Genomic DNA, 22,541 nt, shown 5'->3' on the forward strand with positions numbered 1-22,541 from the left:
TGGCAGGACTACTGTCAATGAAGAATTTAGAATAAAGAATTCATTATGTAAGTGTTTCATGGCAAGACTGATAGTGCAAAGCCAACATTAGAACAAGAGGAAACACGCCATGTATCTCCTACGTCTCACGGCGGTTGCTGCCGCTGTCGCCCTAGTCTCGGCACCCCTCCAGGCCCGCGAGATCACCTTCGGTCACGTCGGCGGCCCCGATTCGCTGTTTGCCGACTCCGCCGACTACTTCGCCGAGCTGGTCAACGAGCGCCTGCCGGAGCCTTACGAGGTGGTGGTGTTCGGCTCCAGCCAGTTGGGCACCGACTCGGAGCTGCTCCAGCGCATGCGGCTCGGTACCGTCGACCTGGCCCTGCCCTCGACCATCATGTCCTCGGTGGCTGACGAGTTCGGCCTCTTCGAGCTGCCCTATCTGATCCAGGACCGCGAGCACATGAAGCGGGTCGAGGAGGAGGTGTTCTGGCCGCAACTGGCGCCTCTGGCCGAGCAGAACGGCTACCGCATTCTCGCCGTGTGGGAGAACGGCTTCCGCCACATCACCAACAACCGCCGCGCGATCAATACCCCGGATGACCTGCGTGGCATCAAGCTGCGGGTGCCTCAGGGCGTATGGCGCGTACGCATGTTCGAGGAGTACGGCGCCGAGCCCTCGCCGATGTCGCTTTCCGAGGTATTCATGGCCCTGCAGACCGGCGTCATGGATGGTCAGGAAAACCCCCTGGCCCAGATCGCCGGACAGCGCTTCCAGGAGGTGCAGAACTACCTCTCCCTTACCGGGCACGTCTATACACCGGCCTACCTCACTGCCGGGCGCCGCTTCGACAACCTTCCCGATGAGGTGCAGGAGATCATCATCGAGGCGGCCAAGGAGACACAGGCGTTCGTCTACGAGCACGCCGCGCAGCTCGACGAGGACCTCATTGATGTGATTCGCCAGGCGAACACCGAAGTGAACGAGGTCGATACGTCGGTCTTCATCGAAGCTTCCGGGGCGATCTACGAAGCCTTCTCCCGCGAAGTGCCCGGCTCTCAGGAGCTGATCGACAGGGTGCTGGAGCTTGGCGAAGGCTCCTGATCCTCCTTGCCTCAACGGCAAAGTGCCTGCCCACGCCCTTACAGGGGGCGTGGGTCGCCCACCCCTCTTCCTGAACGAGTCGAGAGCCATGGGTACCTTGAATCGCATCTCCCGCATCCTGGAGCGTCTGCTCGAGATCATCACGGTAGTGCTGATGGTTTCGCTCACGCTGGTGGTGCTCTACGCAGTGGTGACCCGCTACGCCTGGCGTACCCCTTCCTGGTATGACGAGGTGGCCGCCATCATGCTGGTGTGGCTGACCTACTACGCCGGGGCACTGGCAGCGCTCAAACGGGGCCACATCGGCGTCGATGGCGTGCTGGCCGCCATGCCGGTCAAGTTTAGAATGCCGGTCGCCTACTTGTCCGAAGCGCTGGTCATCGGCTTCTTCGCCGTACTGTGTTGGGCTGGCCTGGTGGTGATCGAAGTGATGCAGGGCATGGCACTGATCACCCTGCGCTGGGTGCCGCTCAGCTTCACCCAGTCGGTCATTCCCATCGGGGCGGCGCTGTTCATCATCGCCCAACTGCTCAGCATGCCGGCGCACCTGGCCAAGGTGCGCTCCGGTCGGACCCAGGAAGAGGAAGAGATTCGTCACGCTATCGCCGAGGCGGAGCGCGACAATGCACGTGCCGGCTTCACGGCGGATGCGCTGACCAAGAGGGACCTGCCATGACGCTCCCCTTCATGATAATCGGCCTGCTGGGGCTGATCCTGATGGGGCTACCCATCGCAGTGGCATTGGCGATCGTGGCGACGGTAGCCATCGTGGTTTTCCAAGGCCTGGAGATGCTGCCCAATATCGGCCTGACGATGTTCGAAGGGGCAAGCAGTTTTCCTCTGCTGGCCATTCCGATGTTCGTGCTGGCCGGTGCCATCATGAACACCGGTGGCATCTCCAAGCGCCTGATCGCTTTTGCCTCGGCGCTGTTCGGTTTCATCCGCGGCGGGCTGGCGATGATCAACATCGGCGTCTCGCTGTTCTTCGCCGAGATCTCCGGCTCGGCGGTGGCCGACGTGGCCGCCACCGGCTCGGTGCTGATCCCGGCCATGAAGAAGCGCGGTTATCCCAGCTCCTTCGCAGCGGCCGTGACCTCGTCGTCGGCATCCCTGGCGATCATCATTCCCCCCTCGATTCCGATGATCCTCTACGGGGTGATGTCGGGTGCCTCCATCGTCCAGCTGTTCGTTGCCGGCATCGTGCCCGGACTGCTGGGTGCCGCGGGCCTGATGGCGCTGAGCTACTACTACGCGCGAAAGTACAACTGGCCGGTGGAGGAAGTGTTTCAGTTCAAGCGTGTTCGACAGACCGCCAGGGAGGCCGGTTGGGCGCTGACCCTGCCGATCATCATCCTCGGCTCCATCTTCGGCGGTTTCGTGACGGCCACCGAAGGGGCCGGCTTGGCGGTGGCGGCGGCGATCTTCATCAGCGCCGTGATCTACCGCGAGCTGGATCTGCGTACCCTGTACAAGGCCATCGTCGATGGCGGCCAGCAGACCGCCGTGGTGATGCTGCTGGTGGCGGCTTCGGCGTTGATCGGGGTGTTCCTGACCGAGATGCGCATGCCCCAGCAGCTGGCCCAGGCGGTGCTCAGCCTGACCGACAACAAGTACGCCATTCTGATGATGCTGAACGTCTTCTTCCTGCTGATCGGGCTCTTCCTGCACTCGGCGGCGGCGATCATCCTGGTGGTACCCATCGTCATGCCGCTGGTCGGCGCGGCGGGCATCGATCCGGTCCACTTCGGCCTGGTGGTATGTCTCAACCTGGCCATCGGCCAGCAGACCCCGCCGGTGGCGAGCGTGCTGATCACGGCCTGCTCGATCGCCAAGACGGATGTGTGGTCGGTGACCCGTTCGAACCTCGGTTTCATCTCCGTGCTGCTCTTCATTCTGCTGCTGGTGACCTACATCCCGGCCATTCCGATGGCGTTGGTGGAATTTTTTTACCGCTAGCCGGGTGGCATCCAATGGCCAGGCTGCCTGCGGCCAATGACAACGATCAACCATGGAGCACTTGTGATGCTGAACCTCGACTTCCACCCATCGGGCCGCCACTTCCTGCAGATCCCCGGGCCGTCACCGGTGCCGGATCGCATTCTGCGGGCCATGAGCCTGCCCACCATCGACCATCGCGGCCCGGAGTTCGGCGCCCTGGGCCTGGAGCTGCTGACCAAGCTCAAGCAGGTGTTCAAGACCGCAGGGCCGGTCATGATCTATCCGGCCTCGGGGACCGGCGCCTGGGAGGCGGCACTCGCCAACGTTCTCTCCCCCGGCGACCGGGTGCTGATGTTCGAGACCGGCCATTTTGCCGCTTTGTGGCACAAGATGGCACTTCGCCTGCAGCTCGAGCCCGAGTTCATCGGGCTGCCGGGCTATGAAGGCTGGCGCCAGGGCATTCAGGCCGACATGATCGAGGCACGTCTGCGGGAGGATACCGAGCATCGGCTCAAGGCGGTCTGCGTGGTGCACAACGAGACCTCTACCGGCGTGACCAGCGATATCGCCGCGGTGCGTCGCGCCATCGATGCCGCCGGCCATCCGGCACTGCTGCTGGTGGATACCATCTCGGGGCTCGCCAGTGCCGACTACCGGCATGACGAGTGGGGCGTCGACGTGACCATCTCCGGCTCCCAGAAGGGACTGATGCTGCCACCGGGCATCAGCTTCAACGCCCTTTCCGGCAAGGCCATCGCGGCCAGCCGCGAATCGACAATGCCCAGGAGCTTCTGGGCATGGGACGAGATTCTCGAGGCCAACCAGAACGGCTACTGGCCCTACACCCCCAGCACCAACCTGCTCTACGGCCTCAACGAGGCGCTGGACATGCTGCTCGACGAGGGGCTCGACCACGTATTCGCTCGCCATCAGCGCTGGGCCGCCGGGGTGCGCACGGCGGTCGAGGCTTGGGGCCTGGAGATCCAGTGCCAGGATCCGGCGCTCTACTCGCCGGTGCTCACCGGGGTGGTGATGCCGCAAGGGATCGATGCCGACGCCGTGCGCAAGATCATCTATGAGCGCTTCGATCTGTCGCTGGGCATGGGGCTCGGCAAGGCCAAGGGCAAGATGTTCCGCATCGGCCACCTGGGCGACTGCAACGACCTGACGCTGATCGCCACCCTCGGCGGCTGCGAGGCCGGCATGAAGCTCTGCGGCGTGCCCCTTGCCGGCAGCGGTGTGGTGGCGGCGCTCGAATACTTCGCGGACAACCCGCTGCCGACCGCCCGCTGAAGGTCGAGATTCCCTGCAACCGCTGAGGAAGGACGATGACGTCTCTGACGGACAAGAGCGTTGCCCCGGATGCGCGGGTCAAGCCGGTCACCGAACTGGCGGCCCGGCTGTCCCGGGAGATGGAGGGCGAGGTACTGTTCGACCACGCCGCGCGCGGTCGCTACTCCACCGATGCCTCTATCTACCAGGTGATGCCGCTGGGCGTGGTGATTCCGCGCCACCAGCGCGATCTGACGACGGTGCTGGAGGCCGCCCGCGATGCGCGGGTACCGATCCTGGCGCGGGGCGCCGGTACCAGTCAGTGCGGCCAGACGGTGGGCGAGGCGCTGGTGATCGACACTACCCGCTGGCTCAGGGAAATCGTCGAGTTCGACCGCGAGGCGCGTACCGTGGTGGTCGAGCCGGGCATTGTGCTCGATCATCTCAATGCCTGGCTCAAGCCCCACGGGCTCTGGTATCCGGTAGACGTTTCCACCAGCGCCCAGTGCACCCTGGGGGGGATGGCCGGCAACAACTCCTGCGGCTCGCGCTCGATCCGCTACGGCAACATGGTGCACAACGTGTTGGGTGTCGAGGCCTGGCTGGCCGACGGCAGCGAGGGCCGCTTCGGCTTCTTCGACGAGCTGCCGCTCAAGGGGCGCGAGCGTCAACTGGCCGAACGGGTCCAGGCCATTGCCGAGGGGGTGTCCGCCGAGATCCGCGAGCACTTCCCCAAGGTGCTGCGTCGGGTCGGCGGCTACAACTTGGACCTCTTCGACTGCCAGAATCCCAAGCCCTATGACCCGCAGGGGCGCGTCAATCTGGCCCACCTGCTGGTGGGCTCCGAGGGCACCCTGGGGGTGAGCCGACGCATCAAGCTGCGGCTCTCGCCGCTACCGGCGCACAAGGTGCTCGGCGTGGTCAACTTCCCCACTTTCTACCAGGCGATGGATTTCACCCAGCACATCGTCACCCTCGACCCCACTGCGGTGGAGCTGGTCGATCGCACCATGATCGACCTGTCGCTGGAGAACCCGGCGTTCCGCCCGGTGATCGAGAAAGCGCTGATCGGCCAGCCCCAAGCGGTGCTGCTGGTGGAGTTCGCCGGTGAGGAGCGGCAGGCCCAGCTCGCCTCGCTCAAACGTCTCACCGAGCTGATGGCCGATCTGGGCCTGCCCGGCAGCGTGGTGGAGATGCCCGACGCCGCCGAGCAGGCGGCGCTGTGGAACGTGCGCAAGGCCGGTCTCAACATCATGATGAGCATGAAGGGGGACGGCAAGCCGGTCTCCTTCATCGAGGACTGCGCGGTGCCCCTCGAACATCTGGCCGAGTACACCGACCGGCTCACCGAGGTGTTTCATCGCTACGGTACCGAGGGCACCTGGTATGCCCACGCCAGCGTCGGCACGCTGCACGTGCGGCCTATCCTCGACATGCGCCGGGGCGGGGCGCGCAAGATGCGTGAGATCGCCGAGGAGGCTTCCGCCCTGGTGCGCCAATACAAGGGGGCCTACTCCGGCGAGCACGGCGACGGCCTGTGCCGTGGCGAGTGGGTGGCCTGGCAGTTCGGCGAAACCCTCAACGACGCCTTCCGGGCGATCAAGGGCGCCTTCGATCCGCAGAACCTGCTCAACCCGGGCAAGATCGTCGATACGCCGAAGATGGACGACGAGCGCTATTTCCGCTTTCCCACCCGCTATCAGCGCATTCCGCTCACGCCGCTGTTCGACTGGTCGGCCTGGAACGTCACCCGCGACCCGCTCACCGGCGAGCTGGGCGAGCCCGGCAGCGCCGGCGACGCCACCCATGGCCTGGCGATGGCGGTGGAGATGTGCAACAACAACGGCCACTGCCGCAAGTTCGACGCCGGCACCATGTGCCCCAGCTACCGTGTCACTCGGGACGAGCAGCACCTGACCCGGGGCAGGGCCAACACCCTGCGTCTGGTGCTCTCCGGGCAGCTCGGCGAGCAGGGGCTGGCCGACGAAGCGGTCAAGGAGGCGCTCGATTTGTGCGTCTCCTGCAAGGGCTGCAAGCGCGACTGTCCCACCGGCGTCGACATGGCCAAGTTCAAGATCGAGGCGCGTGCCGCCCGGGTGCGCGCTAAGGGGATCGCCCTGCGCGATCGTTTGATCGGCGAGATGCCGCGCTACGCCCCGTGGGCGAAACGGTTCGCGGGTCTGCTGGGCGCAGTGGAGCGTTTGGACTTCCTGGCGCGTCCGCTGAAGCAGGCGCTGGGCTTCGCCCCGCAGCGCCGTTTCCCGGCCTTTACCGGAGATTTCCTTGGCGAATACCACGGTACGCCGGCCCTGGCTGCCGGCGAGGTGGTCCTGTTCGTCGACACCTTCAACAACTACATGGAGAGCGACAACGCTCGGGCCGCCAAGCGGGTGCTGGAGGCGGCCGGCTATCGCGTTCACCTCAACCTCAAGCCGGGGGAGCGGCCGCTGTGCTGCGGCCGTACCTACCTCTCGTCCGGTCAGTTCGACAAGGCGAAAGCCGAGGCCAGGCGCACGCTCGACGCCCTGATGCCTCATGTCGAGCGCGGCGTAGCCGTCGTCGGGCTCGAACCCTCCTGCCTGCTCGGCATGCGCGACGAGTTCCTGCAGTACGGCTTCGGTGAACAGGCGCGGGCCCTGGCGGATGCCGCGATGCTGTTCGAGGAGTTTCTGGTCAAGGCGCGACAGTCGGGCGAGCTTTCGCTCGACCTCAAGCCGCTGCCCGGGCGTGCGCTGCTGCACGGCCATTGCCACCAGAAAGCCTTCGACGCGCTGCGTCCGGTGGAGCAGGTGCTGTCCTGGATTCCCGAGCTCGCGGTCGAGACCGTCGACTCCTCCTGCTGCGGCATGGCGGGCAGCTTCGGCTACGAGGCGGAGCACTACGACGCCTCGCTGCAGATGGCCGAACTGGCGCTGCTGCCGGCGATCCGCGAGGCCGACGACGACACCGTACTGGTGGCCGACGGCACCAGCTGTCGCCACCAGATCCGCGACGGCAGCGGCCGCGAGGCGATTCACGTGGCACGGCTGCTGGAGCGGGCGCTGGCGTGAAAAAAAGCCCCCATGGCAATGCCATGGGGGCGCAAGCTTGCGGGCAAGATCAGGTCGGATCAGTCTTCCAGCTCCGCCTCTTCGAAGGGCTCCGGCTCAGCCTCGTCTGGCGCCTCCTGCTCCACTTCCTCGTCCGCTTCCTCGTCCGGTTCCGCCGCTTCCGCAGGCTCCTGCTCCATCTGCTCGACGATTGCAGGCTCCGTGGCGCCCACTTCCATCAGCGGGTCGCTGACGTTGAGCACGTAGAAGCCGATCATGGCGATCGCCCCGGCGAACACCAGGTAGTAGAGCGTAGGCAGAATGGTCTTGCGGATGGTCTCGCCTTCACGGCCGAGCAGGCCGACGGTGGCCGATGCCGCCACCACGTTGTGGATGGCGATCATGTTGCCCGCTGCGGCACCCACGGCCTGCAGCGCCACCATGAAGGCAGTGGAGAGACCGAGCTGCTGGGCAACGTTGAATTGAAACTCGGCCAGCATCAGGTTCGCCGCTGTGTTGGAGCCGGCGATGAAGGCCCCCAGGCCACCCACGGCGGGGGCGAAGAAGGGATAGACGTCGCCCACCCCGTCGGCCACGAACTGAGCCATGGCCACCGGCATGGAGACCAGATCGCCGGCATTGACCCCGGAGTTGATCAGAATACGCACCATCGGGATGGTGAAGATCAGCACGAAGCCGGCGCCGAAGATGGTGCGCGATGACTCGCCGAAAGCCGCCTTGAGCTCACCGGCACGCATGCGGTGGATCACGGCGGTGACCAGCACTACCATCAGCAGGATGCCGCCGGGCAGGTAGAGCGGGGCAAGGCTGCCCGAGACGCCGGCTTCGCCCAGGATGTTGTTCCAGCCGAAGGTCCAGGCATTGAGTGCTTCGCGCAGCGGCTCGATGGTGCGCGAAGCGACCAGGAACACAGCCAGCAGCACGTAGGGGAGCCAGCCCATCCAGGTGGAGAGCGGGGTCTTGCCGGCGATGTCGTCGATCTTGATCTCGATCTTGCCGATCCAGTTGTCGGGCCAACTGCTGCGCTCGGGGAAGTCCCAGGTATCCTTCGGAATCAGGAAGCCGCGACGGGCGGCGGGAACCACGATGGCCAGGCCGACCATGGCACCGATCATCGACGGGAATTCCGGCCCCAGCAGCACGCCTGCCAGCATGTAGGGCACCACGAAGGCGACCCCGGCAAACAGGGCGAAGGGGGTGATCGAGAGCCCCTCTTTCCACGATTTGTTGGCGCCGAAGAACTTGACCATGATCACGACCATGATCAGCGGCATCAGGATGCCGATGATGCCGTGGACGATAGCCACTTCCGCCGCAATCAGCCGGAAGTACTCCAGCCAGGTATAGCCGCCGGCTTCCAACTGCTCGGTGATGGCACTCTGGTTGATGCCGCCGGTGACGCCTACCACGATGGGCGTGCCCACAGCACCGAAGGAGACCGGTGTAGACTGGATCATCATGCCGACCACGACGGCGGCCAACGCGGGGAAGCCGAGCGCTACCATCAGTGGTGCGGCCACGGCCGCGGGCGTGCCGAAGCCCGAGGCGCCCTCGATGAAGCAGCCGAACAGCCAGGCGACGATGATCGCCTGTACGCGGCGGTCGGGGCTGATGCCCGAGAAACCGTTACGGATCGCCGTGATGCCGCCCGAGTGCTTCAGGGTATTGAGCAGCAGGATGGCGCCGAAGATGATCCACAGGATCGAGGCGGTGAGTATCAGGCCCTGAAAGGTCGAGGCCAGGACCCGATTGAAGCTCATCTCCCAGGCGAACAGGGCGATGACGGCCGTGACCAGGTAGACGATCGGCATGGCCGTCTTGGCCGCCATGCGAAAGCCGATGAGCAGCACGCCGGCAAGTATCAGCGGCGTGAAGGCTAGTAGCGCTAGGGTCGTATCGGTCATGACGTTTCCTCGGATTTCTCCTTGTTAGAGCTGTCGGGCAAGCGATACCCGACAAGGCCACTGCCGAGTCTTCGACGGCAAGGGAGGCAACGATACGAAGAGCGAGCGCAAGTTGCCATCCATGGATCATTGGTCTTACCAATCTATGGTGCGGTGCGAAAATTAAAATTAGGATTTTTTTCTCAATGAAAACATATGTATGTGCCTGAGTAGCGGGTTCCGATAGCCGCCGGGGATGAATTCGTTATTAGACTAATGGACAGGCTTCCGCTTCCAGCGTAGTCGAGCCCGGCTCGATTGGCATCCCAGGGGCAAGGCTGGCAATATCCGAGAACGGCGAAACATCCGAGAACGACAAAACACATCCATCGGAGGCGGCATGGCACGGGTTCTCTACGATCTCTGCGGTATCGATGAAGGACTTCGCTTCTCCCCTTATTGCTGGCGCGTACGCTATGCGCTGGCACATAAGCGGCTCGATTTCGAGACGCGGGCCTGGCACTTCACCGACAAGGCGGCCCTGGCCTTTGCCGACTACGACAAGGTGCCGGTACTCGTCGACGGTGAGACGACGGTCACCGACAGCTATGCGATCCTGCGCTATCTCGATGACGCCTACCCTGAGGGGCCGCTGCTGGGAGAGGGTGTCGCCGAGGCTCGGGCGCGCTTCTTCAAGCACTATGCCGAGCGTGCCCTGCAGCCGGCGATCATGCAGACCATCGTCATGGATCTGCTCAATGCGATCGCTCCCCGGGATCGTGACTATTTCCGCGAGACGCGGGAAAAGCGCTTCGGTCGCACGTTGGAGGAGTTCCATTCGCCGGCCAAGGGGCTGGCCAAATTGGATGCTGCGCTCGAGCCGCTGCGAGGCTGCTTGAACGACGCTGACTTTATCGATGGCCAGTCGCCGGCCGCCGCTGACTACCTGGTATTCGGCGCCTTCATGTGGGCGCGGGTGGTGTCCAGCGCCGACTTGGTATCGAATGCCGATCCAGTCTACGGGTGGGTCGAGCGAATGCTGGACCTGCACGACGGCCTGGGGCGAAAGGCCATGAGAGTAACCGACATCGAAGGCGCCTATCGTTGAGGTCGCTCTAGGGAGTACTTGGCAAGCAAAAAATGTTGCACTGCACAAAACGAGCTGCTATGTTGCACTGCAACAAGGCTCATTCCTGCCTTGGCAACGCAACGTAGGAGGTGTCTCATGAGCAAGACCCAAGACAAGGCGACCCAACAGTTCGAAAGCCTGTTCATCACCCCGGCGCGTGCCTATGGCTCGCTGACGCTGGAATACTACGAGAAGCTGCTGTCGGCCCAGATGGAAGCCTTCCGTAGCTACTCCGACCTCAGCCTGGCCCAGGCCCGTGCCTGGATCGACGTCAAGGACTCCGATAGCCTCAAGCAGGTTCTCGACACCCAGCAGAAAGCTGCCAAGGAGCTGGGTGAGCGTCTGCAGGGCGACACCAAGAAGGTGGTCGACCTGAGCCAGGAGTTCCTGCAGAAGGGCCAGCAGCTGGCAGAGCAGAACGCCAAGGCCGCCAGCGCCGCGACCAAGTAAGTCGCCGCCGGCATCGAGAGAGGCCGCCGCCCATCAGGGCGGCGGCCTTTTTTTCGTACGCTGGCCTCACTCACTCCTCGAGCAGCTCCATCACTTCCTCTTCCTCGACCTGGCCGAAGTCGACATAGAACTGTCCGACCGCCATGAAGCGTGACGGCACTTCCAGGCAAACCACTTCGTCGGCCACCGCCGCCAGCCTGTCGAAGGCGCTAGTCGAGGCGACACCGAGCGCGGCAATCAGGCGCTCGGCTCGGCCTTGCAGGGTCTTCAGGGCCGCCTCCATGGTGGCACCCGTGGCGCTACCGTCATCCACGATCACCACCGTTCGGCCTTCCGGTGCAATCGGCGGGCGCACCGGAGCGTATCGCTGGCGCCGCTGTTGCAGCAGCGTGCGCTGCTGCTCGGCTTCACGCTCGATGGCTGCTTGCGAATAGTGCGCCGCCGCCTCGTCGAGTTTCATGGTGCCATCCTCGCTGATGGCCCCAATGGCGAACTCAGGGTTGCCCGGCGCGCGCAGCTTGCGCACCAGCACCACGTCGAGCTCACCTTCCAAGGCGTCGGCCAGATAGCGCCCCATGGGTACTCCACCGCGAGGAATGGCCAACACGAGAGGGTTGGAGCCCTTGAGATGGGAGAGTCGCTCGGCGAGATGCTCGGCGGCGTCCAGGCGGTCACGAAACATGTCGCATCCTCCGCATTGGTGGTGGTGTCACCAGTGTAGATGCCACCTGCCCATCGGTCGGGCGCGGCGGCAGGAGAAGTGCGGAGGGGCACGGGCGGGTAGGGCCGGTCGGAACCTGTCTGACCGACCCCTTCGTTCAGGGGGTGGAGCTTGCCTCTTCGCCTTTGGCTGTGACTTCCTCAGGCGCTTTTCGCTGCGGCTTGCCCGGCAGCACGGCGTCCAGCAACAGCGCGGCGAGTGCCGCCGGGACCAGGCCCGACTTCAGCAGCAGGCCGGCCTGGCCGGGCATGGTCTCGGCGATGGCTTCCACCGCCGGCAGGCCGATGCCCAGGCTCATGGCCACGGCGATGATCAGCATGGCGCGCTGGTTGAGCTCGCACTCCTGGATGATTTTGAGTCCCGCCGAGGCAATCATGCCGAACATCACCACCCCGGCGCCGCCCAGCACGGCATGGGGCATGGCCGCGACCAGGCCGCCCAGCTTGGGGAACAGGCCCATGCAGATCAGCAGGATGCCGCCGATGGTCACCACGTGACGGCTGACCACGCCGGTCAGGGTGATCAGGCCCACGTTCTGGGCATAGGCGGTATTGGGCAGCGTGTTGAACACCGCGGCGAAGGAGGTGGCCACGCCATCGGCCATCACGCCGCCGGAGAGTTCGCGGTCCTTGGCCTGACGACCGGCGCCGCCGATGGTAATGGCGGAGATGTTGCCGATGGTTTCCAGGCCCACCACGAACATGATCAGGGTCATGCCGATGATCGCGGTCAGCTGGAACTCCATGCCGTACTGCAACGGCCTGGGAATGGAGAACCAGGCGGCATTGGCGACGCTGGAGAAGTCGACCATGCCCAGTGCGATGGCCACCAGATAACCGCTCACCAGGCCCACCAGGATGGAAGCGGCCTTGAGGAAGCCACGGCCGAACTGGTGAACGATGATGGTCACCACCAGCACGAAAAGCGCCAGACCCAGGTTGGTGGGTGAGGCGAAGTCATCGGCGCCGACACCGCCAGCGGCATAGTTGAGGCCCACCGGCATCAGGGTGATGCCGATCAGCAGCACCACGATGCCGGTCACCACCGGCGAGAACCAGTGACGAATCTTCTTCAGAAAGGCCCCCAGCCCCACCTGCAGGAAGCCGGCCACCAGGGAGGCGCCCAGCACGGCGGGTAGGCCGAAGGTGCCGGCCAGGGGCAGCGCCACCGGCAGGAAGCCGAAACTGGTGCCCTGGACGATGGGCAGGCGGGCGCCGATGGGACCCATGCCGATGGTTTGGATCAGGGTGGCGATCCCCGCCACGAACAGGGCGACCTGAATCAGGAAGATCTGCTCGCCGGTAGTGGCGCCGATGACGCCGGCGATGATGATCGGCGGCGTCACGTTGCCGGCGAACATCGCCATGATGTGTTGGATGCCCAGCGGAATCGCCTTGCCCAGCGGCGGCATGGCATCCGGGTTCTGATTGACGGTGCGAGAGGGCTTGGTTGGCTGAGGAGAGGGTCCAGCATCGGTCATGGTCAGGCTCTCGGTTGTTGTTGTCTGAGTGGTGCACATCTGTGCACCACATTCCGAAATTAATGTACACAATCGATAGATCTTTAAAAGACAATTTCCAGTTATTTTTGTCCACCTTTTTAGAAATTTATTTTATATCAATGGATTACACATATTGTTCTGACCGTTTGGTCATGTTTCCAGGCTAGGCAGCTAAGGAGCAGCAGAAGGAAAAAGGAAAGAAAGGGAAGCGGAGAGAGAAGGCGGAGAGAATAAGAGGAGAGAGTAAAGGAGAGGGCAGAGAGACAGCGCCGAACGGGCCGGCGCTGTCATTGGCGGTCACGGCCGTGACGCGCGGTCGTCCAGGCGGAAGCGGGCGATGCGGTTGATCTGTTCGACGGCGGTGCGCCGCTCTTCGGCGGGCGTGTTCTCCAGGCGGGTCTCGAAGGCGGCGAGAATGGCATGCCGGTTGCTGCCCTTCACGGCCATGATGAAGGGAAAGCCGAACTTCTCCTTGTAGGCGCCGTTGAACCGCTCGAAGCGTTCCATCTCTTCCGGCGTGCACTGGTCCAGCCCGGCGCCGGCCTGCTCACGGGTCGAGTCGTCCGTCAGTTCTCCGGCAATGGCGGCCTTGCCGGCCAGGTCGGGGTGGGCGCGGATGACTTCCAGCTGGCGCTCCTCGGAAGCCTCACGCAGCGTTTGCCCCATGGCTTCCGCCAGCCCGGCCGGCGTGTCCTGGTCCGGCTGCAGCCCGCGCTCCCAGGTCAGCTCTGCCACCCAGGGCGAGTGTTCGTAGATGTCGCCGAAGCGGGAAACGAATTCGTCGCGTGTCAGCGTGCTGGGGCGTGGTTCCAGAAAGGTGTCTGTCATGGTGGTCTCCGTAGTCAGGATGCTTGTCGGGCCGTGCCTTGTAAAAGTGTATACAAAAAAATTTTGAAATGTACTACCAAAAGAGCTAAAACTGTCTTCATAACGATGGCGGTCCTTGCGTCCGCCCAGCACTGACCAGCCCGGACCCGCTCCACGACTCTCGGGCCAACGAAAAGGGAGTAATGCAATGGGACGACTCACCACCCACGTTCTGGACACCGCCCAGGGCCGCCCCGGCGAGGGCATCCGTATCGAGGTCTTTCGGCTGTCCGGCGGCGAGCGTACGCCGCTCAAGACGGTCACCACTAACGACGACGGCCGTTGCGATGCGCCCATTCTCGAGGGCGACGACTTCCAGGCCGGCGAATACGAGCTGGTCTTCCACGCCGGCGACTACCTGCGTCAGCAGGGCGTTCAGGCCGACGAGCCGCGCTTCCTGGATGTCATCCCGCTGCGCTTCGGCGTGGCCGATGCCAGCCAGCACTATCATGTGCCGCTGTTGCTTTCACCGTACGGTTATTCCACTTACCGCGGTAGTTAACGACAGGCTGCGATGCCCCCGGGCCCCTGAACAACAACACCGACCGAGACCCTTCAGATGCAAGCTTACCTACTCGAATTCGTCAATTTCATGCTGCGCTGGCTGCACGTCATCGCGGCCATCGCCTGGATCGGCGAGTCGATCTATTTCGTCATGCTGGACAATGGCCTGCGCAAGCCCAAGGCCGCCGAGGATCGTGAGAAGGGCGTCTTCGGCGAGATGTGGGCCGTGCATGGGGGCGGCTTCTACCATAACCAGAAATATGCCACCGCACCCGCCAAGTTGCCCGAGGACCTGCACTGGTCGTTCTGGAAGTCCTACACCACCTGGCTGTCGGGCTTCGCCCTGTTCGTGCTGATGTACATGACCAATCCGGGATTCTATCTGGTCAATCCCGAGAGCAACTGGGAGTGGGCCGCCAACATGAGCGGCTGGCAGGCCAACGTGCTGGCGCTGGCGTTCCTGCTGGCGGGTTGGGTGGTCTACAACGAGATGTGCAAGCGCATCAGCCCCAACATGGAGCGGGACGGTATCCTCAGCCTTGCGGTCGCCGTGCTGATGATCGTGGTGGCCTATCTCAGCGTGCAGATGTTCTCCGGCCGCGCGGCCTTCCTGCTGACCGGGGCGGTGATGGCCACTGCCATGTCGGCCAATGTTTTCTTCTGGATCATTCCCGGCCAGCGGCGAATGGTCAACGCGATGAAGGCCGGCGAGCAGCCCAATCCGCTCGACGGGAAGCGCGGCAAGCAGCGTTCGGTACATAACACCTACTTCACCCTGCCGGTGGTGCTGCTGATGATCAGCAACCACTACTCCTTCGTCTACAACCACGAATACGCCTGGGTGCTGATGGCGCTGTTCATCTTCGCCGGCGCGCTGATTCGCCAGTTCTTCGTGCTGATGCATGCGGGCAAGATCCAGCCGGCCTATCCGGCGGCCGGGACGGCGCTGATCCTGGTGGCGTTCTGGCTGGCGATGCCGGGTGGGGCGACCACTGCCGCCAACGGTACGGCCGAAGCGCCCAGCCAGGAGGAGGTGCATGCCATGATCGACCAGCACTGTGTCGCCTGCCATTCGCGGGAGCCGACGCAGCCCGGCTTTGCCTCACCCCCGGCCGGCGTGGCCTATGACAACTGGGACCAGATCCTGCGCCAGAAGAACCAGATCCAGCAGGTGGTGGCCAGCAAGTACATGCCGCTCGGGAACATGACCGGGATGACCGACGAGGAGCGCGAGGTGATCGCCGCCTGGTCGGAGTAGCCCTGAGCGCTACCCGTGTGCGCCCCCGGGCCGCTCGCTTGCGGTGCCGGGGGCGTTGCCGTCGGTTCGATACTTCCAGGAAGATACGTATACAATGGCAACCAAGAATGGGCTGCGAGGAGGGTGATCATGAACCAGCGGCAGGGCGTGACCGATGCCGGCGAGCCGGGCGGGGCCAAACCTCGGCGCCTGGGCAAGAACGGCGACGGGGCGGAGCGCCACGAGGCGATCTATCGCACCATCAGCGATGCCATCATCGAGCACCGCCTGAAGCCCGGAGCGCGCCTGCGCGAGGATGCCCTGGCCGAGGTGTTCGGCATCAGCCGTACCGGAGTGCGCAAGATTCTCCAGCGCCTGGCCCTGGAGCAGCTGGTGACCCTCACGCCACGTCGCGGTGCCAGCGTCACCCGGCCCACCGCCGAGGAAGCCAAGGACGTGTTCGATGCCCGTCAGATGGTGGAGTGCGGTCTGATGCCGGAGGTCGCCCGTCGCATCAAACCCGACGACGTGCGCGAACTGCGCGACATGGCCCGGCGTGAGCGCGAGGCGCTCAAGTCGGGCGAGCAGAGCCGCGCGATCAAGCTCTCCGCCGCCTTCCACGAGCGTCTGGCCCAGCTGTCGGGCAATGCCACCCTGGCGGCCTTCGTCGGCCAGCTATGCTCGCGCTCTTCCTTGATTCTCGCCGTCTACGGCAGCTCGGGGCACCTGGGCTGCGAGTCCCACGACCACGACGATCTCATCGGCTTTCTCGAAGCGGGCGATGGCGAGCGGGCTACCGCCTTCATGGGACGCCACTTGAAGGCCATCGCGGCCTCGCTGTCGATCATCGAGGAGGAGCAGGAGGCACCCGACCTGCACCAGATATTCAATCTTTGATGCACGTTGCCGGTGCGTCTCGTTATTTTGCCTGCACCGACTCGGTGCGCCCCTATGCTCTCATTCCTTGCCTGTCAGCACCGTGCTTGATCGCAGCACGGTGTTTTGCCGTGTTCTCCCGAACGAGCGGAAAATTTCCATCACCATGTTTGTATACTAAATTTCAGTAGCTTGTATTTTTGATTTCTGCGCACCTTCGTATTCTTCCGCCGATATCGCCTCCTTTGGCCTCGTAATTGCATTGGTCAGGATGAGCTGAGCATCGACGATGCCCGGCATTTCGACCAAGAAGAGGGGGAGCGTGAAAAATGGTATACAAAAAAATCGCAGCAGCCCTGCGCCAGGCTCGCCGTGCGGCAGCGGTCACCGTCAGTCTGACGGTACTCTCCATGCCGGCCATGGCCGACGGTCAGGTGCTGCGCATCGCCATGACCGCCTCGGACATTCCGTTGACCACCGGCCAGCCTGATAGCGGCTTCGAGGGTTATCGCTTCCTGGGCTATACGGTCTACGACGCGCTCATCAACTGGGATCTTTCGTCTGCCGATGAGATCAGCGGCTTGACCCCCGGCCTGGCCGAGTCCTGGGAGGTCGACGAGGAGGATACGAGGGTGTGGACTTTCACCCTGCGCCAGGGCGTGAGTTTCCATGATGGCAGCGAGTGGAACGCCGACGCCGCGATCTGGAACCTCGACAAAGTCTACGATGAGGACTCGCCGCAGTTCGACGCTCGTCAGGCGGGCAACGTGCGCGGCCGCATTCCGGCCATGGACCAGTACGAGAAGGTCGATGACCATACCATCCGCTTCACCACGCGGGAGGCGGACGCCTGGTTCCCGTATCAGCTCACCTTCCTGCTCTTCTCGAGCCCGACGCAGTGGGAGGCGCTCGGCGGCGACTGGGATGCCTTCGCCCGCGAGCCTTCCGGTACCGGGCCGTTCCGGTTGACGCGTCTGGTGCCGCGGGAGCGGGCCGTGCTCGAACCCAACGCCGATTACTGGGACGCCGACCGCGTACCGCGCATCGAGCGTATCGAGCTGATCCCCATGCCCGAGTCGAGCACCCGCACCTCGGCGCTGCTGTCGGACCAGGTCGACTGGATCGAGACCCCGGCACCCGACGCGATTCCGCGCATGCAATCCCGGGGCATGACCATCACCAGCAACCCCTATCCGCACACCTGGCCCTACCAGTTCTCCATGCTCGAGGGCAGCCCGTGGCGTGACATCAACGTGCGCAAGGCGGCCAACCTGGCGGTGGACCGGGAGGGGCTCGAGGCCCTGCTGGGCGGTCTGATGGTGCCCGCGGCGGGTATCGTCACGCCGGATCACCCCTGGTACGGCGAGCCCGAGTTCGAGACCCGCTACGACCCGGAGGAGGCCATGCGCCTGCTGGCGGAGAGCGGCTATGGCCCGGACAACCCGGTTGAGATCAAGGTGCTGATCTCCACCTCCGGTTCCGGCCAGATGCAGCCCCTGGCCATGAACGAGTACATCCAGCAGAACCTGGCCGAGGTCGGCATCGCCCTCGACTTCGAGGTGCTCGACTGGGAGTCGCTGTTCCCCAACTGGCGGCGCGGTGCGGAAGACCCGAGCAGCCGCGGCGCCCATGCCACCAACATCACCTTCGGCTGGCTCGATCCGTTCGCCGCCTTCTATCGCTTCATGCATTCGAGCATGGCGCCGCCCAACGGCTTCAACTGGGGCTACATGGACGACCCCGAGTACGACCGCCTACTCGATGAGGCACGGGTGACCTTCGATCAGGAGGCGCAGGACGCCATTCTGGCCGAGTTCCACACCCGCATGGTCGACGACGCCGCCTGGCTGTGGGTGGCCCATGACGTGGGTCCCCGCGCCATGCAGCCGCGGGTCAAGGGCTTCGTCCAGGCCAAGAACTGGTTCCAGGACCTGACCCCGGTCTACATCGAGGAGTGAGTCGCAGCGGCGGCAGGTGAGAGTTTGCCTGCCGCCGCCGGCCTGGAGGCAAGATGAGTACCTATTTCCTCAAGCGCATTCTCTATGTGGTGCCGATCACCCTGGCGGTGAGCTTCTTCTGCTTCTCGCTGGTGCACCTTTCGCCTGGCGATCCCATGGATGCGGTGGTGTCGGCCGATGCCCCGCGTGAGGTGGTGGCCATGGTGGAGCGCGCCTACGGCTTCGATCGTCCGCTGCCCGAGCAGTTTGCCCTGTGGGTGAGTCGTGCGTTGCAGGGCGACCTGGGGCTGTCGGCGGCCAACGGGCGGGCGGTTACCACGGAGGTGTTCGCCGCGCTCAAGAACACCCTGCTGCTGGCCCTGGCGGCCTCTCTGATCGGCTTCACCCTGGGGTGCACCTTCGGCCTGTTGGCCGGCTACTGGCAGGGTTCGCTGCTCGACCGTCTCGTCACCGGTTTTGCCGTGGGCGGGGTCAGCGTGCCCCATTACTGGCTGGGCATGCTGCTGGTGATCGTGTTCTCGGTGGAGCTCAATTGGCTGCCCTCCTCCGGGGCGGGGCCGGGAAGCTCGAACGACTGGGCCTTCGAGTGGGCCTACCTGCGCCATTTGATCCTGCCGGCCGTGACCCTGTCGGTGATCCCCATGGGGGTGGTGACCCGCACCGTGCGTGCCATGGTGGCCGAGATCCTGGCCCATGAGTTCGTCGAGGCGCTGCGGGCCAAGGGGCTGGCCGAGAAGCGCGTGTTCCTGCACGTGGTCAAGAACGTGGCGCCCACGGCGCTGGCGGTGATGGGGCTGCAGCTGGGTTACCTGCTCGGCGGCTCGATCCTGGTGGAGACGGTGTTCTCCTGGCCGGGTACGGGGCTTCTGCTCAACAACGCCATCTTCCAGCGCGACCTGCCGATCCTGCAGGGGACCATCCTGGTGCTGGCGCTGTTCTTCGTGCTGCTCAACCTCATCGTCGATCTGGCCCAGGCCAGGCTGGACCCGCGCATTCAGCGCAGCTGATCGCAAGGAGACACGCCCATGTCGCTCACTCTCGATACTGCCGTGTCGCCCATGGCGGCACCACCCGCGGAGCAAGGCTACTGGCGCAGCGTATTCGCCCGCTTGCGGCGCGACCCGGTGGCCATGGTCGCCGGCCTGATCCTGCTGGCCATCGTGCTGATGGCGATCTTCGCCCCCTGGCTGGCGCCGCAGAGTCCTTACAGCACCAGCATGCTGCACCGCCTTCAGCCCATCGGCTCACCGGGATTCCCATTGGGCAGCGACGAGCTGGGGCGCGACGTGCTGTCGCGCTTGATCCACGGTGCGCGGCTGTCGCTGCTGATCGGCGTGATGCCGGTGATCAACGCCTTCGTCATCGGCAGCGCCATCGGCATCGTCGCCGGCTTCGTCGGTGGGCGTACCAATACCGTGATCATGCGCGTGATCGACGTGTTCTACGCCTTTCCCGCCGTGCTGCTGGCCATCGCCCTGGCCGGCGCCCTGGGGGCTGGGCTGGTCAACTCGCTGTTCTCGCTCACGGTGGTGTTCATCCCGCCCATCGCCCGGGTCGCCGAGAGCGTGACCACCCAGGTGCGCAACGTCGACTACATCGAAGCGGCGCGAGCCAGCGGCGCACGCAGCCTGACCATCATTCGGCGTCACGTGCTGGGCAACGTGCTGGGGCCGATCTTCGTCTACGCGACCTCGCTGATCAGCGTCAGCATGATCCTTGCCTCGGGGCTCTCCTTCCTCGGTCTCGGTGCGCGCCCGCCGATGCCGGAGTGGGGACTGATGCTCAACACCATGCGCGATGCGATCTACGTCAATCCGTGGGTGACGGTGCTGCCCGGCATGATGATCTTCACCGTGTCGATCTGCTTCAACATGCTCAGCGACGGGCTGCGCTCTGCCATGGACGTCAAGCTATGAGTCACCAAGCTATGAGTCATCAAGCCAGGAAAGACGACAGCATGAATGCCGCGCCGATGGTGACGAGCGATCCCCGCGACCGCGGCGGCAAGGCCCAGCCGCTGCTGCGGGTCAAGGGGCTGCGCAAGCACTTCGTGATCAAGCGGGACCTGCTGGGGCGGCCGCTGAGCCGTGTGCATGCGGTGGACGGCATCGACTTCGAGGTGCGCAAGGGCGAGACCCTCGGTATCGTCGGCGAGTCGGGCTGCGGCAAGTCGACCACCGCGCGCCTGCTGATGCATCTGCTGCAGCCGGACGGCGGCGAGGTGATCTTCGACGGCGACCCGGTCGGCACGCGGGGCGGCCTGTCGCTGCGCGAGATGCGCCGCCAGATGCAGATGGTGTTCCAGAACTCCTACGCCTCGCTCAACCCGCGCATGACCATCGAGGAGTCGATTGCCTTCGGCCCGCAGGTGCACGGCGTCGGGCGGCGTGAGTCGCGCCAGCGCGCCCGACGGCTGCTCGATCAGGTAGGCCTGCTGCCGGAGCGCTTCGCGCAGCGTTATCCCCACGAGCTCTCCGGCGGCCAGCGCCAGCGGGTCAACATCGCCCGGGCGCTGGCGCTCGAGCCGCGCCTGCTGATTCTCGACGAGGCGGTGTCGGCGCTGGACAAGTCGGTGGAAGCCCAGGTGCTCAATCTGCTCGGCGATCTCAAGCAGGAGTACGGGCTGACCTACCTGTTCATCTCCCACGATCTCAACGTGGTGCGCTACATCAGCGACCGGGTCATGGTGATGTACCTGGGCAAGGTGGCCGAGGTGGGTGACAGCGAGGCGCTCTACCGCGCCCCGGCCCATCCCTACACCCGGGCACTGATGTCGGCCATGCCGTCGCTGGAACCGGGGCGGCGCACCCAGACGGCGCCGCTGGCCGGCGATCCCCCCAATCCCATCGACCTGCCGCCGGGCTGCCGGTTCTGTCCGCGCTGCCCCCTGGCCGTGGATCTCTGCCGTGGCACCGAACCCGAGCTTGCGGCGCTGCCGGGCGGCGGGCACCTGTCGGCCTGTCACCGGGCCGACGAGGTGCAAGCCGCGGTGTCGAGCCCGCAGCCCAGCGTCGAGGAGAGCGTTCGATGAAATCCGATGTCATGACTCGAACGGCCGTTCAGGTGCCGATGGCAGCACCCGCCGAGCCCCTGGTTGAGATTCGTGACCTGCACGTGCACTTCGGCACGCCCCGGCGTCAGGTGCAGGCGGTCAACGGGGTCGACCTGACCCTGGCTCGCGGCGAAGTGCTGACCATCCTGGGCGAGAGCGGCTCGGGCAAGAGCGTCACGCTGCGCAGCCTCATGCGCCTGCTGCCGGAGCGCAAGACACGCCTGACGGGAAGCGTTCACGTCGACGGTCAGGACGTGCTGGCCATGTCGCGGCGTGAGCTGTCCCGCTTTCGCGGTCGCACGGCGGCGATGATCTTCCAGGAGCCGATGCTGGCGTTCGACCCGGTGTTCAGCGTGGGCGATCAGATCGCCGAGACCGTATGTCGCCACGAAGGCGTGAGCCGGCGCGAGGGGCTGGCACGTGCCCTGGAGCTGTTCGACCGGGTGCGCATCCCCTCGGCCAAGCGGCGGCTGGCCAACTACCCTCACGAACTCTCAGGCGGCATGAGCCAGCGGGCGATGATCGCCCTGGCCCTGTCGTGCCGGCCCAAGCTGCTGCTGGCCGACGAGCCGACCACCGCGCTGGATGCCACGGTACAGATCCAGATCCTGCTGCTGCTTCGGGAGCTGCAGCGGGAGCTGGGTATGTCGGTGATCTTCGTGACCCACGACATGGGCGTGGCCAACGAGATATCGGATCGCATTGCCGTGATGTACGCCGGACGGCTGGTGGAAACCGGGGCTGTCGATACCGTCATCGCCCAGCCGCGCCACCCCTATACCCTGGGGCTGATGCACTCGCGCGCCTCCGGCGAGCTGCGCGGGCAGCGTCTCAGTGCCATTCCCGGGGCGCCGCCGGACATGTCGGCGCCGCCGCCCGGCTGTGCCTTCGCCCCGCGCTGCCCCCATGCCGACGAGACATGCACGCTGTCCCTGCCTGGCATGAGCGAGCTGGGCGACGGCCACCGGGCGGCCTGCTGGCGGCTCGAGAAAACGGCGAGCTGATGGTTCGTCACCACG

At 64.8% G+C, this 22,541-nt stretch carries 19 protein-coding genes; 15 read left to right on the plus strand and 4 right to left on the minus strand.

The window, feature by feature from the left end:
• Nucleotides 1-109: 109 nt before the first annotated feature.
• The 5 genes from HOP58_RS07705 to HOP58_RS07725 all read left to right on the plus strand — a co-directional run bounded on the left by HOP58_RS07705 (nt 110) and on the right by HOP58_RS07725 (nt 7,344).
• Nucleotides 110-1,084 (plus strand): TRAP transporter substrate-binding protein, encoded by a 975-nt coding sequence (locus HOP58_RS07705; RefSeq protein ID WP_010626976.1) that lies wholly within the window; start codon nt 110-112, stop codon nt 1,082-1,084.
• A gap of 88 nt (nt 1,085-1,172) precedes the next feature.
• A complete protein-coding gene (locus tag HOP58_RS07710) occupies nt 1,173-1,760 on the plus strand; it encodes a TRAP transporter small permease (protein WP_010626977.1) in 588 nt (195 codons plus the stop codon).
• Nucleotides 1,757-3,040 carry a TRAP transporter large permease gene (locus tag HOP58_RS07715; RefSeq protein ID WP_010626978.1) on the plus strand — a complete coding sequence of 428 codons (1,284 nt, stop codon included), beginning with the start codon at nt 1,757-1,759 and terminating at the stop codon, nt 3,038-3,040. The genes HOP58_RS07710 and HOP58_RS07715 overlap by 4 nt, the downstream gene beginning before the upstream one ends.
• Nucleotides 3,041-3,106: 66 nt before the next feature.
• A complete protein-coding gene (locus HOP58_RS07720; RefSeq protein ID WP_234260000.1) occupies nt 3,107-4,315 on the plus strand; it encodes an aminotransferase class V-fold PLP-dependent enzyme in 1,209 nt (402 codons plus the stop codon).
• Nucleotides 4,316-4,350: 35 nt separating this feature from the next.
• A complete protein-coding gene (locus HOP58_RS07725) occupies nt 4,351-7,344 on the plus strand; it encodes an FAD-binding and (Fe-S)-binding domain-containing protein (protein ID WP_234260001.1) in 2,994 nt (997 codons plus the stop codon).
• A gap of 59 nt (nt 7,345-7,403) precedes the next feature.
• Here HOP58_RS07725 and HOP58_RS07730 read toward each other — a convergent pair whose 3' ends face one another.
• A complete protein-coding gene (locus tag HOP58_RS07730) occupies nt 7,404-9,248 on the minus strand; it encodes an L-lactate permease (RefSeq protein WP_234260002.1) in 1,845 nt (614 codons plus the stop codon).
• 379 nt (nt 9,249-9,627) lie between these two features.
• On the opposite strand from HOP58_RS07730, the gene HOP58_RS07735 reads away from it, so the two are divergent.
• Both HOP58_RS07735 and HOP58_RS07740 read left to right on the plus strand, forming a co-directional pair.
• A complete protein-coding gene (locus HOP58_RS07735) occupies nt 9,628-10,335 on the plus strand; it encodes a glutathione S-transferase N-terminal domain-containing protein (RefSeq protein WP_234254494.1) in 708 nt (235 codons plus the stop codon).
• 117 nt (nt 10,336-10,452) lie between these two features.
• The gene (locus HOP58_RS07740) at nt 10,453-10,806 is read left to right on the plus strand and encodes a phasin family protein (RefSeq protein WP_234260003.1); all 354 of its coding nucleotides are present in this window, start codon (nt 10,453-10,455) and stop codon (nt 10,804-10,806) included.
• A 70-nt stretch (nt 10,807-10,876) separates the two neighbouring features.
• Here the strand turns inward: HOP58_RS07740 and HOP58_RS07745 are convergent, their stop codons facing one another.
• From HOP58_RS07745 to uraD, 3 genes are all read right to left on the minus strand, one after another.
• On the minus strand, nt 10,877-11,488 hold the full coding sequence (locus HOP58_RS07745) for a phosphoribosyltransferase family protein (protein ID WP_010626984.1): 612 nt from the start codon (nt 11,486-11,488) through the stop codon (nt 10,877-10,879).
• 136 nt (nt 11,489-11,624) lie between these two features.
• On the minus strand, nt 11,625-13,007 hold the full coding sequence (locus tag HOP58_RS07750) for a nucleobase:cation symporter-2 family protein (RefSeq protein ID WP_234254495.1): 1,383 nt from the start codon (nt 13,005-13,007) through the stop codon (nt 11,625-11,627).
• A gap of 318 nt (nt 13,008-13,325) precedes the next feature.
• Nucleotides 13,326-13,856 (minus strand): 2-oxo-4-hydroxy-4-carboxy-5-ureidoimidazoline decarboxylase, encoded by a 531-nt coding sequence (uraD, locus tag HOP58_RS07755; protein WP_234260004.1) that lies wholly within the window; start codon nt 13,854-13,856, stop codon nt 13,326-13,328.
• 187 nt (nt 13,857-14,043) lie between these two features.
• Here uraD and uraH point away from each other — a divergent pair, with 187 nt between their 5' ends.
• The 8 genes from uraH (at nt 14,044) to HOP58_RS07795 (ending at nt 22,526) form a co-directional block, all read left to right on the plus strand.
• Nucleotides 14,044-14,397, plus strand: a complete 354-nt coding sequence (uraH, locus tag HOP58_RS07760; protein ID WP_234260005.1) for a hydroxyisourate hydrolase — start codon at nt 14,044-14,046, stop codon at nt 14,395-14,397.
• 57 nt (nt 14,398-14,454) lie between these two features.
• Entirely contained in the window at nt 14,455-15,657 is a 1,203-nt protein-coding gene (locus HOP58_RS07765; protein WP_234254496.1) for a urate hydroxylase PuuD, read from the plus strand.
• Nucleotides 15,658-15,786: 129 nt separating this feature from the next.
• A complete protein-coding gene (locus tag HOP58_RS07770) occupies nt 15,787-16,533 on the plus strand; it encodes a GntR family transcriptional regulator (protein ID WP_234260006.1) in 747 nt (248 codons plus the stop codon).
• A 308-nt stretch (nt 16,534-16,841) separates the two neighbouring features.
• A complete protein-coding gene (locus tag HOP58_RS07775) occupies nt 16,842-18,470 on the plus strand; it encodes an ABC transporter substrate-binding protein (protein WP_234260007.1) in 1,629 nt (542 codons plus the stop codon).
• 53 nt (nt 18,471-18,523) lie between these two features.
• Nucleotides 18,524-19,477, plus strand: coding sequence for an ABC transporter permease (locus HOP58_RS07780; protein ID WP_010626991.1), 954 nt, complete (start codon nt 18,524-18,526; stop codon nt 19,475-19,477).
• A gap of 18 nt (nt 19,478-19,495) precedes the next feature.
• Complete coding sequence (locus tag HOP58_RS07785; RefSeq protein ID WP_234260008.1) at nt 19,496-20,386, plus strand: ABC transporter permease; 891 nt, start codon at nt 19,496-19,498, stop codon at nt 20,384-20,386.
• Between the two features lie 41 nt (nt 20,387-20,427).
• Nucleotides 20,428-21,501: an oligopeptide/dipeptide ABC transporter ATP-binding protein gene (locus HOP58_RS07790; RefSeq protein WP_234260009.1), complete on the plus strand. Its 1,074-nt coding sequence runs from the start codon at nt 20,428-20,430 to the stop codon at nt 21,499-21,501.
• On the plus strand, nt 21,498-22,526 hold the full coding sequence (locus HOP58_RS07795; RefSeq protein ID WP_234260010.1) for an ABC transporter ATP-binding protein: 1,029 nt from the start codon (nt 21,498-21,500) through the stop codon (nt 22,524-22,526). The genes HOP58_RS07790 and HOP58_RS07795 overlap by 4 nt, the downstream gene beginning before the upstream one ends.
• Nucleotides 22,527-22,541: the final 15 nt, after the last annotated feature.

It is taken from the genome of Halomonas sp. MCCC 1A11062 (assembly GCF_021404355.1).
In the GTDB taxonomy this organism is placed as follows: Bacteria; Pseudomonadota; Gammaproteobacteria; order Pseudomonadales; family Halomonadaceae; genus Halomonas; species Halomonas aerodenitrificans.

Coding starts and splice junctions, on each gene's coding strand:
- HOP58_RS07750 (WP_234254495.1), bottom strand. CDS start 13,007: ATGACCGATGCTGGACCCTCTCCTCAGCCAACCAAGCCCTCTCGCACC.
- HOP58_RS07745 (WP_010626984.1), bottom strand. CDS start 11,488: ATGTTTCGTGACCGCCTGGACGCCGCCGAGCATCTCGCCGAGCGACTC.
- HOP58_RS07715 (WP_010626978.1), top strand. CDS start 1,757: ATGACGCTCCCCTTCATGATAATCGGCCTGCTGGGGCTGATCCTGATG.
- HOP58_RS07780 (WP_010626991.1), top strand. CDS start 18,524: ATGAGTACCTATTTCCTCAAGCGCATTCTCTATGTGGTGCCGATCACC.
- HOP58_RS07710 (WP_010626977.1), top strand. CDS start 1,173: ATGGGTACCTTGAATCGCATCTCCCGCATCCTGGAGCGTCTGCTCGAG.
- HOP58_RS07740 (WP_234260003.1), top strand. CDS start 10,453: ATGAGCAAGACCCAAGACAAGGCGACCCAACAGTTCGAAAGCCTGTTC.
- uraH (WP_234260005.1), top strand. CDS start 14,044: ATGGGACGACTCACCACCCACGTTCTGGACACCGCCCAGGGCCGCCCC.
- HOP58_RS07725 (WP_234260001.1), top strand. CDS start 4,351: ATGACGTCTCTGACGGACAAGAGCGTTGCCCCGGATGCGCGGGTCAAG.
- HOP58_RS07765 (WP_234254496.1), top strand. CDS start 14,455: ATGCAAGCTTACCTACTCGAATTCGTCAATTTCATGCTGCGCTGGCTG.
- HOP58_RS07795 (WP_234260010.1), top strand. CDS start 21,498: ATGAAATCCGATGTCATGACTCGAACGGCCGTTCAGGTGCCGATGGCA.
- HOP58_RS07785 (WP_234260008.1), top strand. CDS start 19,496: ATGTCGCTCACTCTCGATACTGCCGTGTCGCCCATGGCGGCACCACCC.
- HOP58_RS07770 (WP_234260006.1), top strand. CDS start 15,787: ATGAACCAGCGGCAGGGCGTGACCGATGCCGGCGAGCCGGGCGGGGCC.
- HOP58_RS07705 (WP_010626976.1), top strand. CDS start 110: ATGTATCTCCTACGTCTCACGGCGGTTGCTGCCGCTGTCGCCCTAGTC.
- uraD (WP_234260004.1), bottom strand. CDS start 13,856: ATGACAGACACCTTTCTGGAACCACGCCCCAGCACGCTGACACGCGAC.
- HOP58_RS07730 (WP_234260002.1), bottom strand. CDS start 9,248: ATGACCGATACGACCCTAGCGCTACTAGCCTTCACGCCGCTGATACTT.
- HOP58_RS07720 (WP_234260000.1), top strand. CDS start 3,107: ATGCTGAACCTCGACTTCCACCCATCGGGCCGCCACTTCCTGCAGATC.
- HOP58_RS07735 (WP_234254494.1), top strand. CDS start 9,628: ATGGCACGGGTTCTCTACGATCTCTGCGGTATCGATGAAGGACTTCGC.
- HOP58_RS07775 (WP_234260007.1), top strand. CDS start 16,842: ATGGTATACAAAAAAATCGCAGCAGCCCTGCGCCAGGCTCGCCGTGCG.
- HOP58_RS07790 (WP_234260009.1), top strand. CDS start 20,428: ATGAATGCCGCGCCGATGGTGACGAGCGATCCCCGCGACCGCGGCGGC.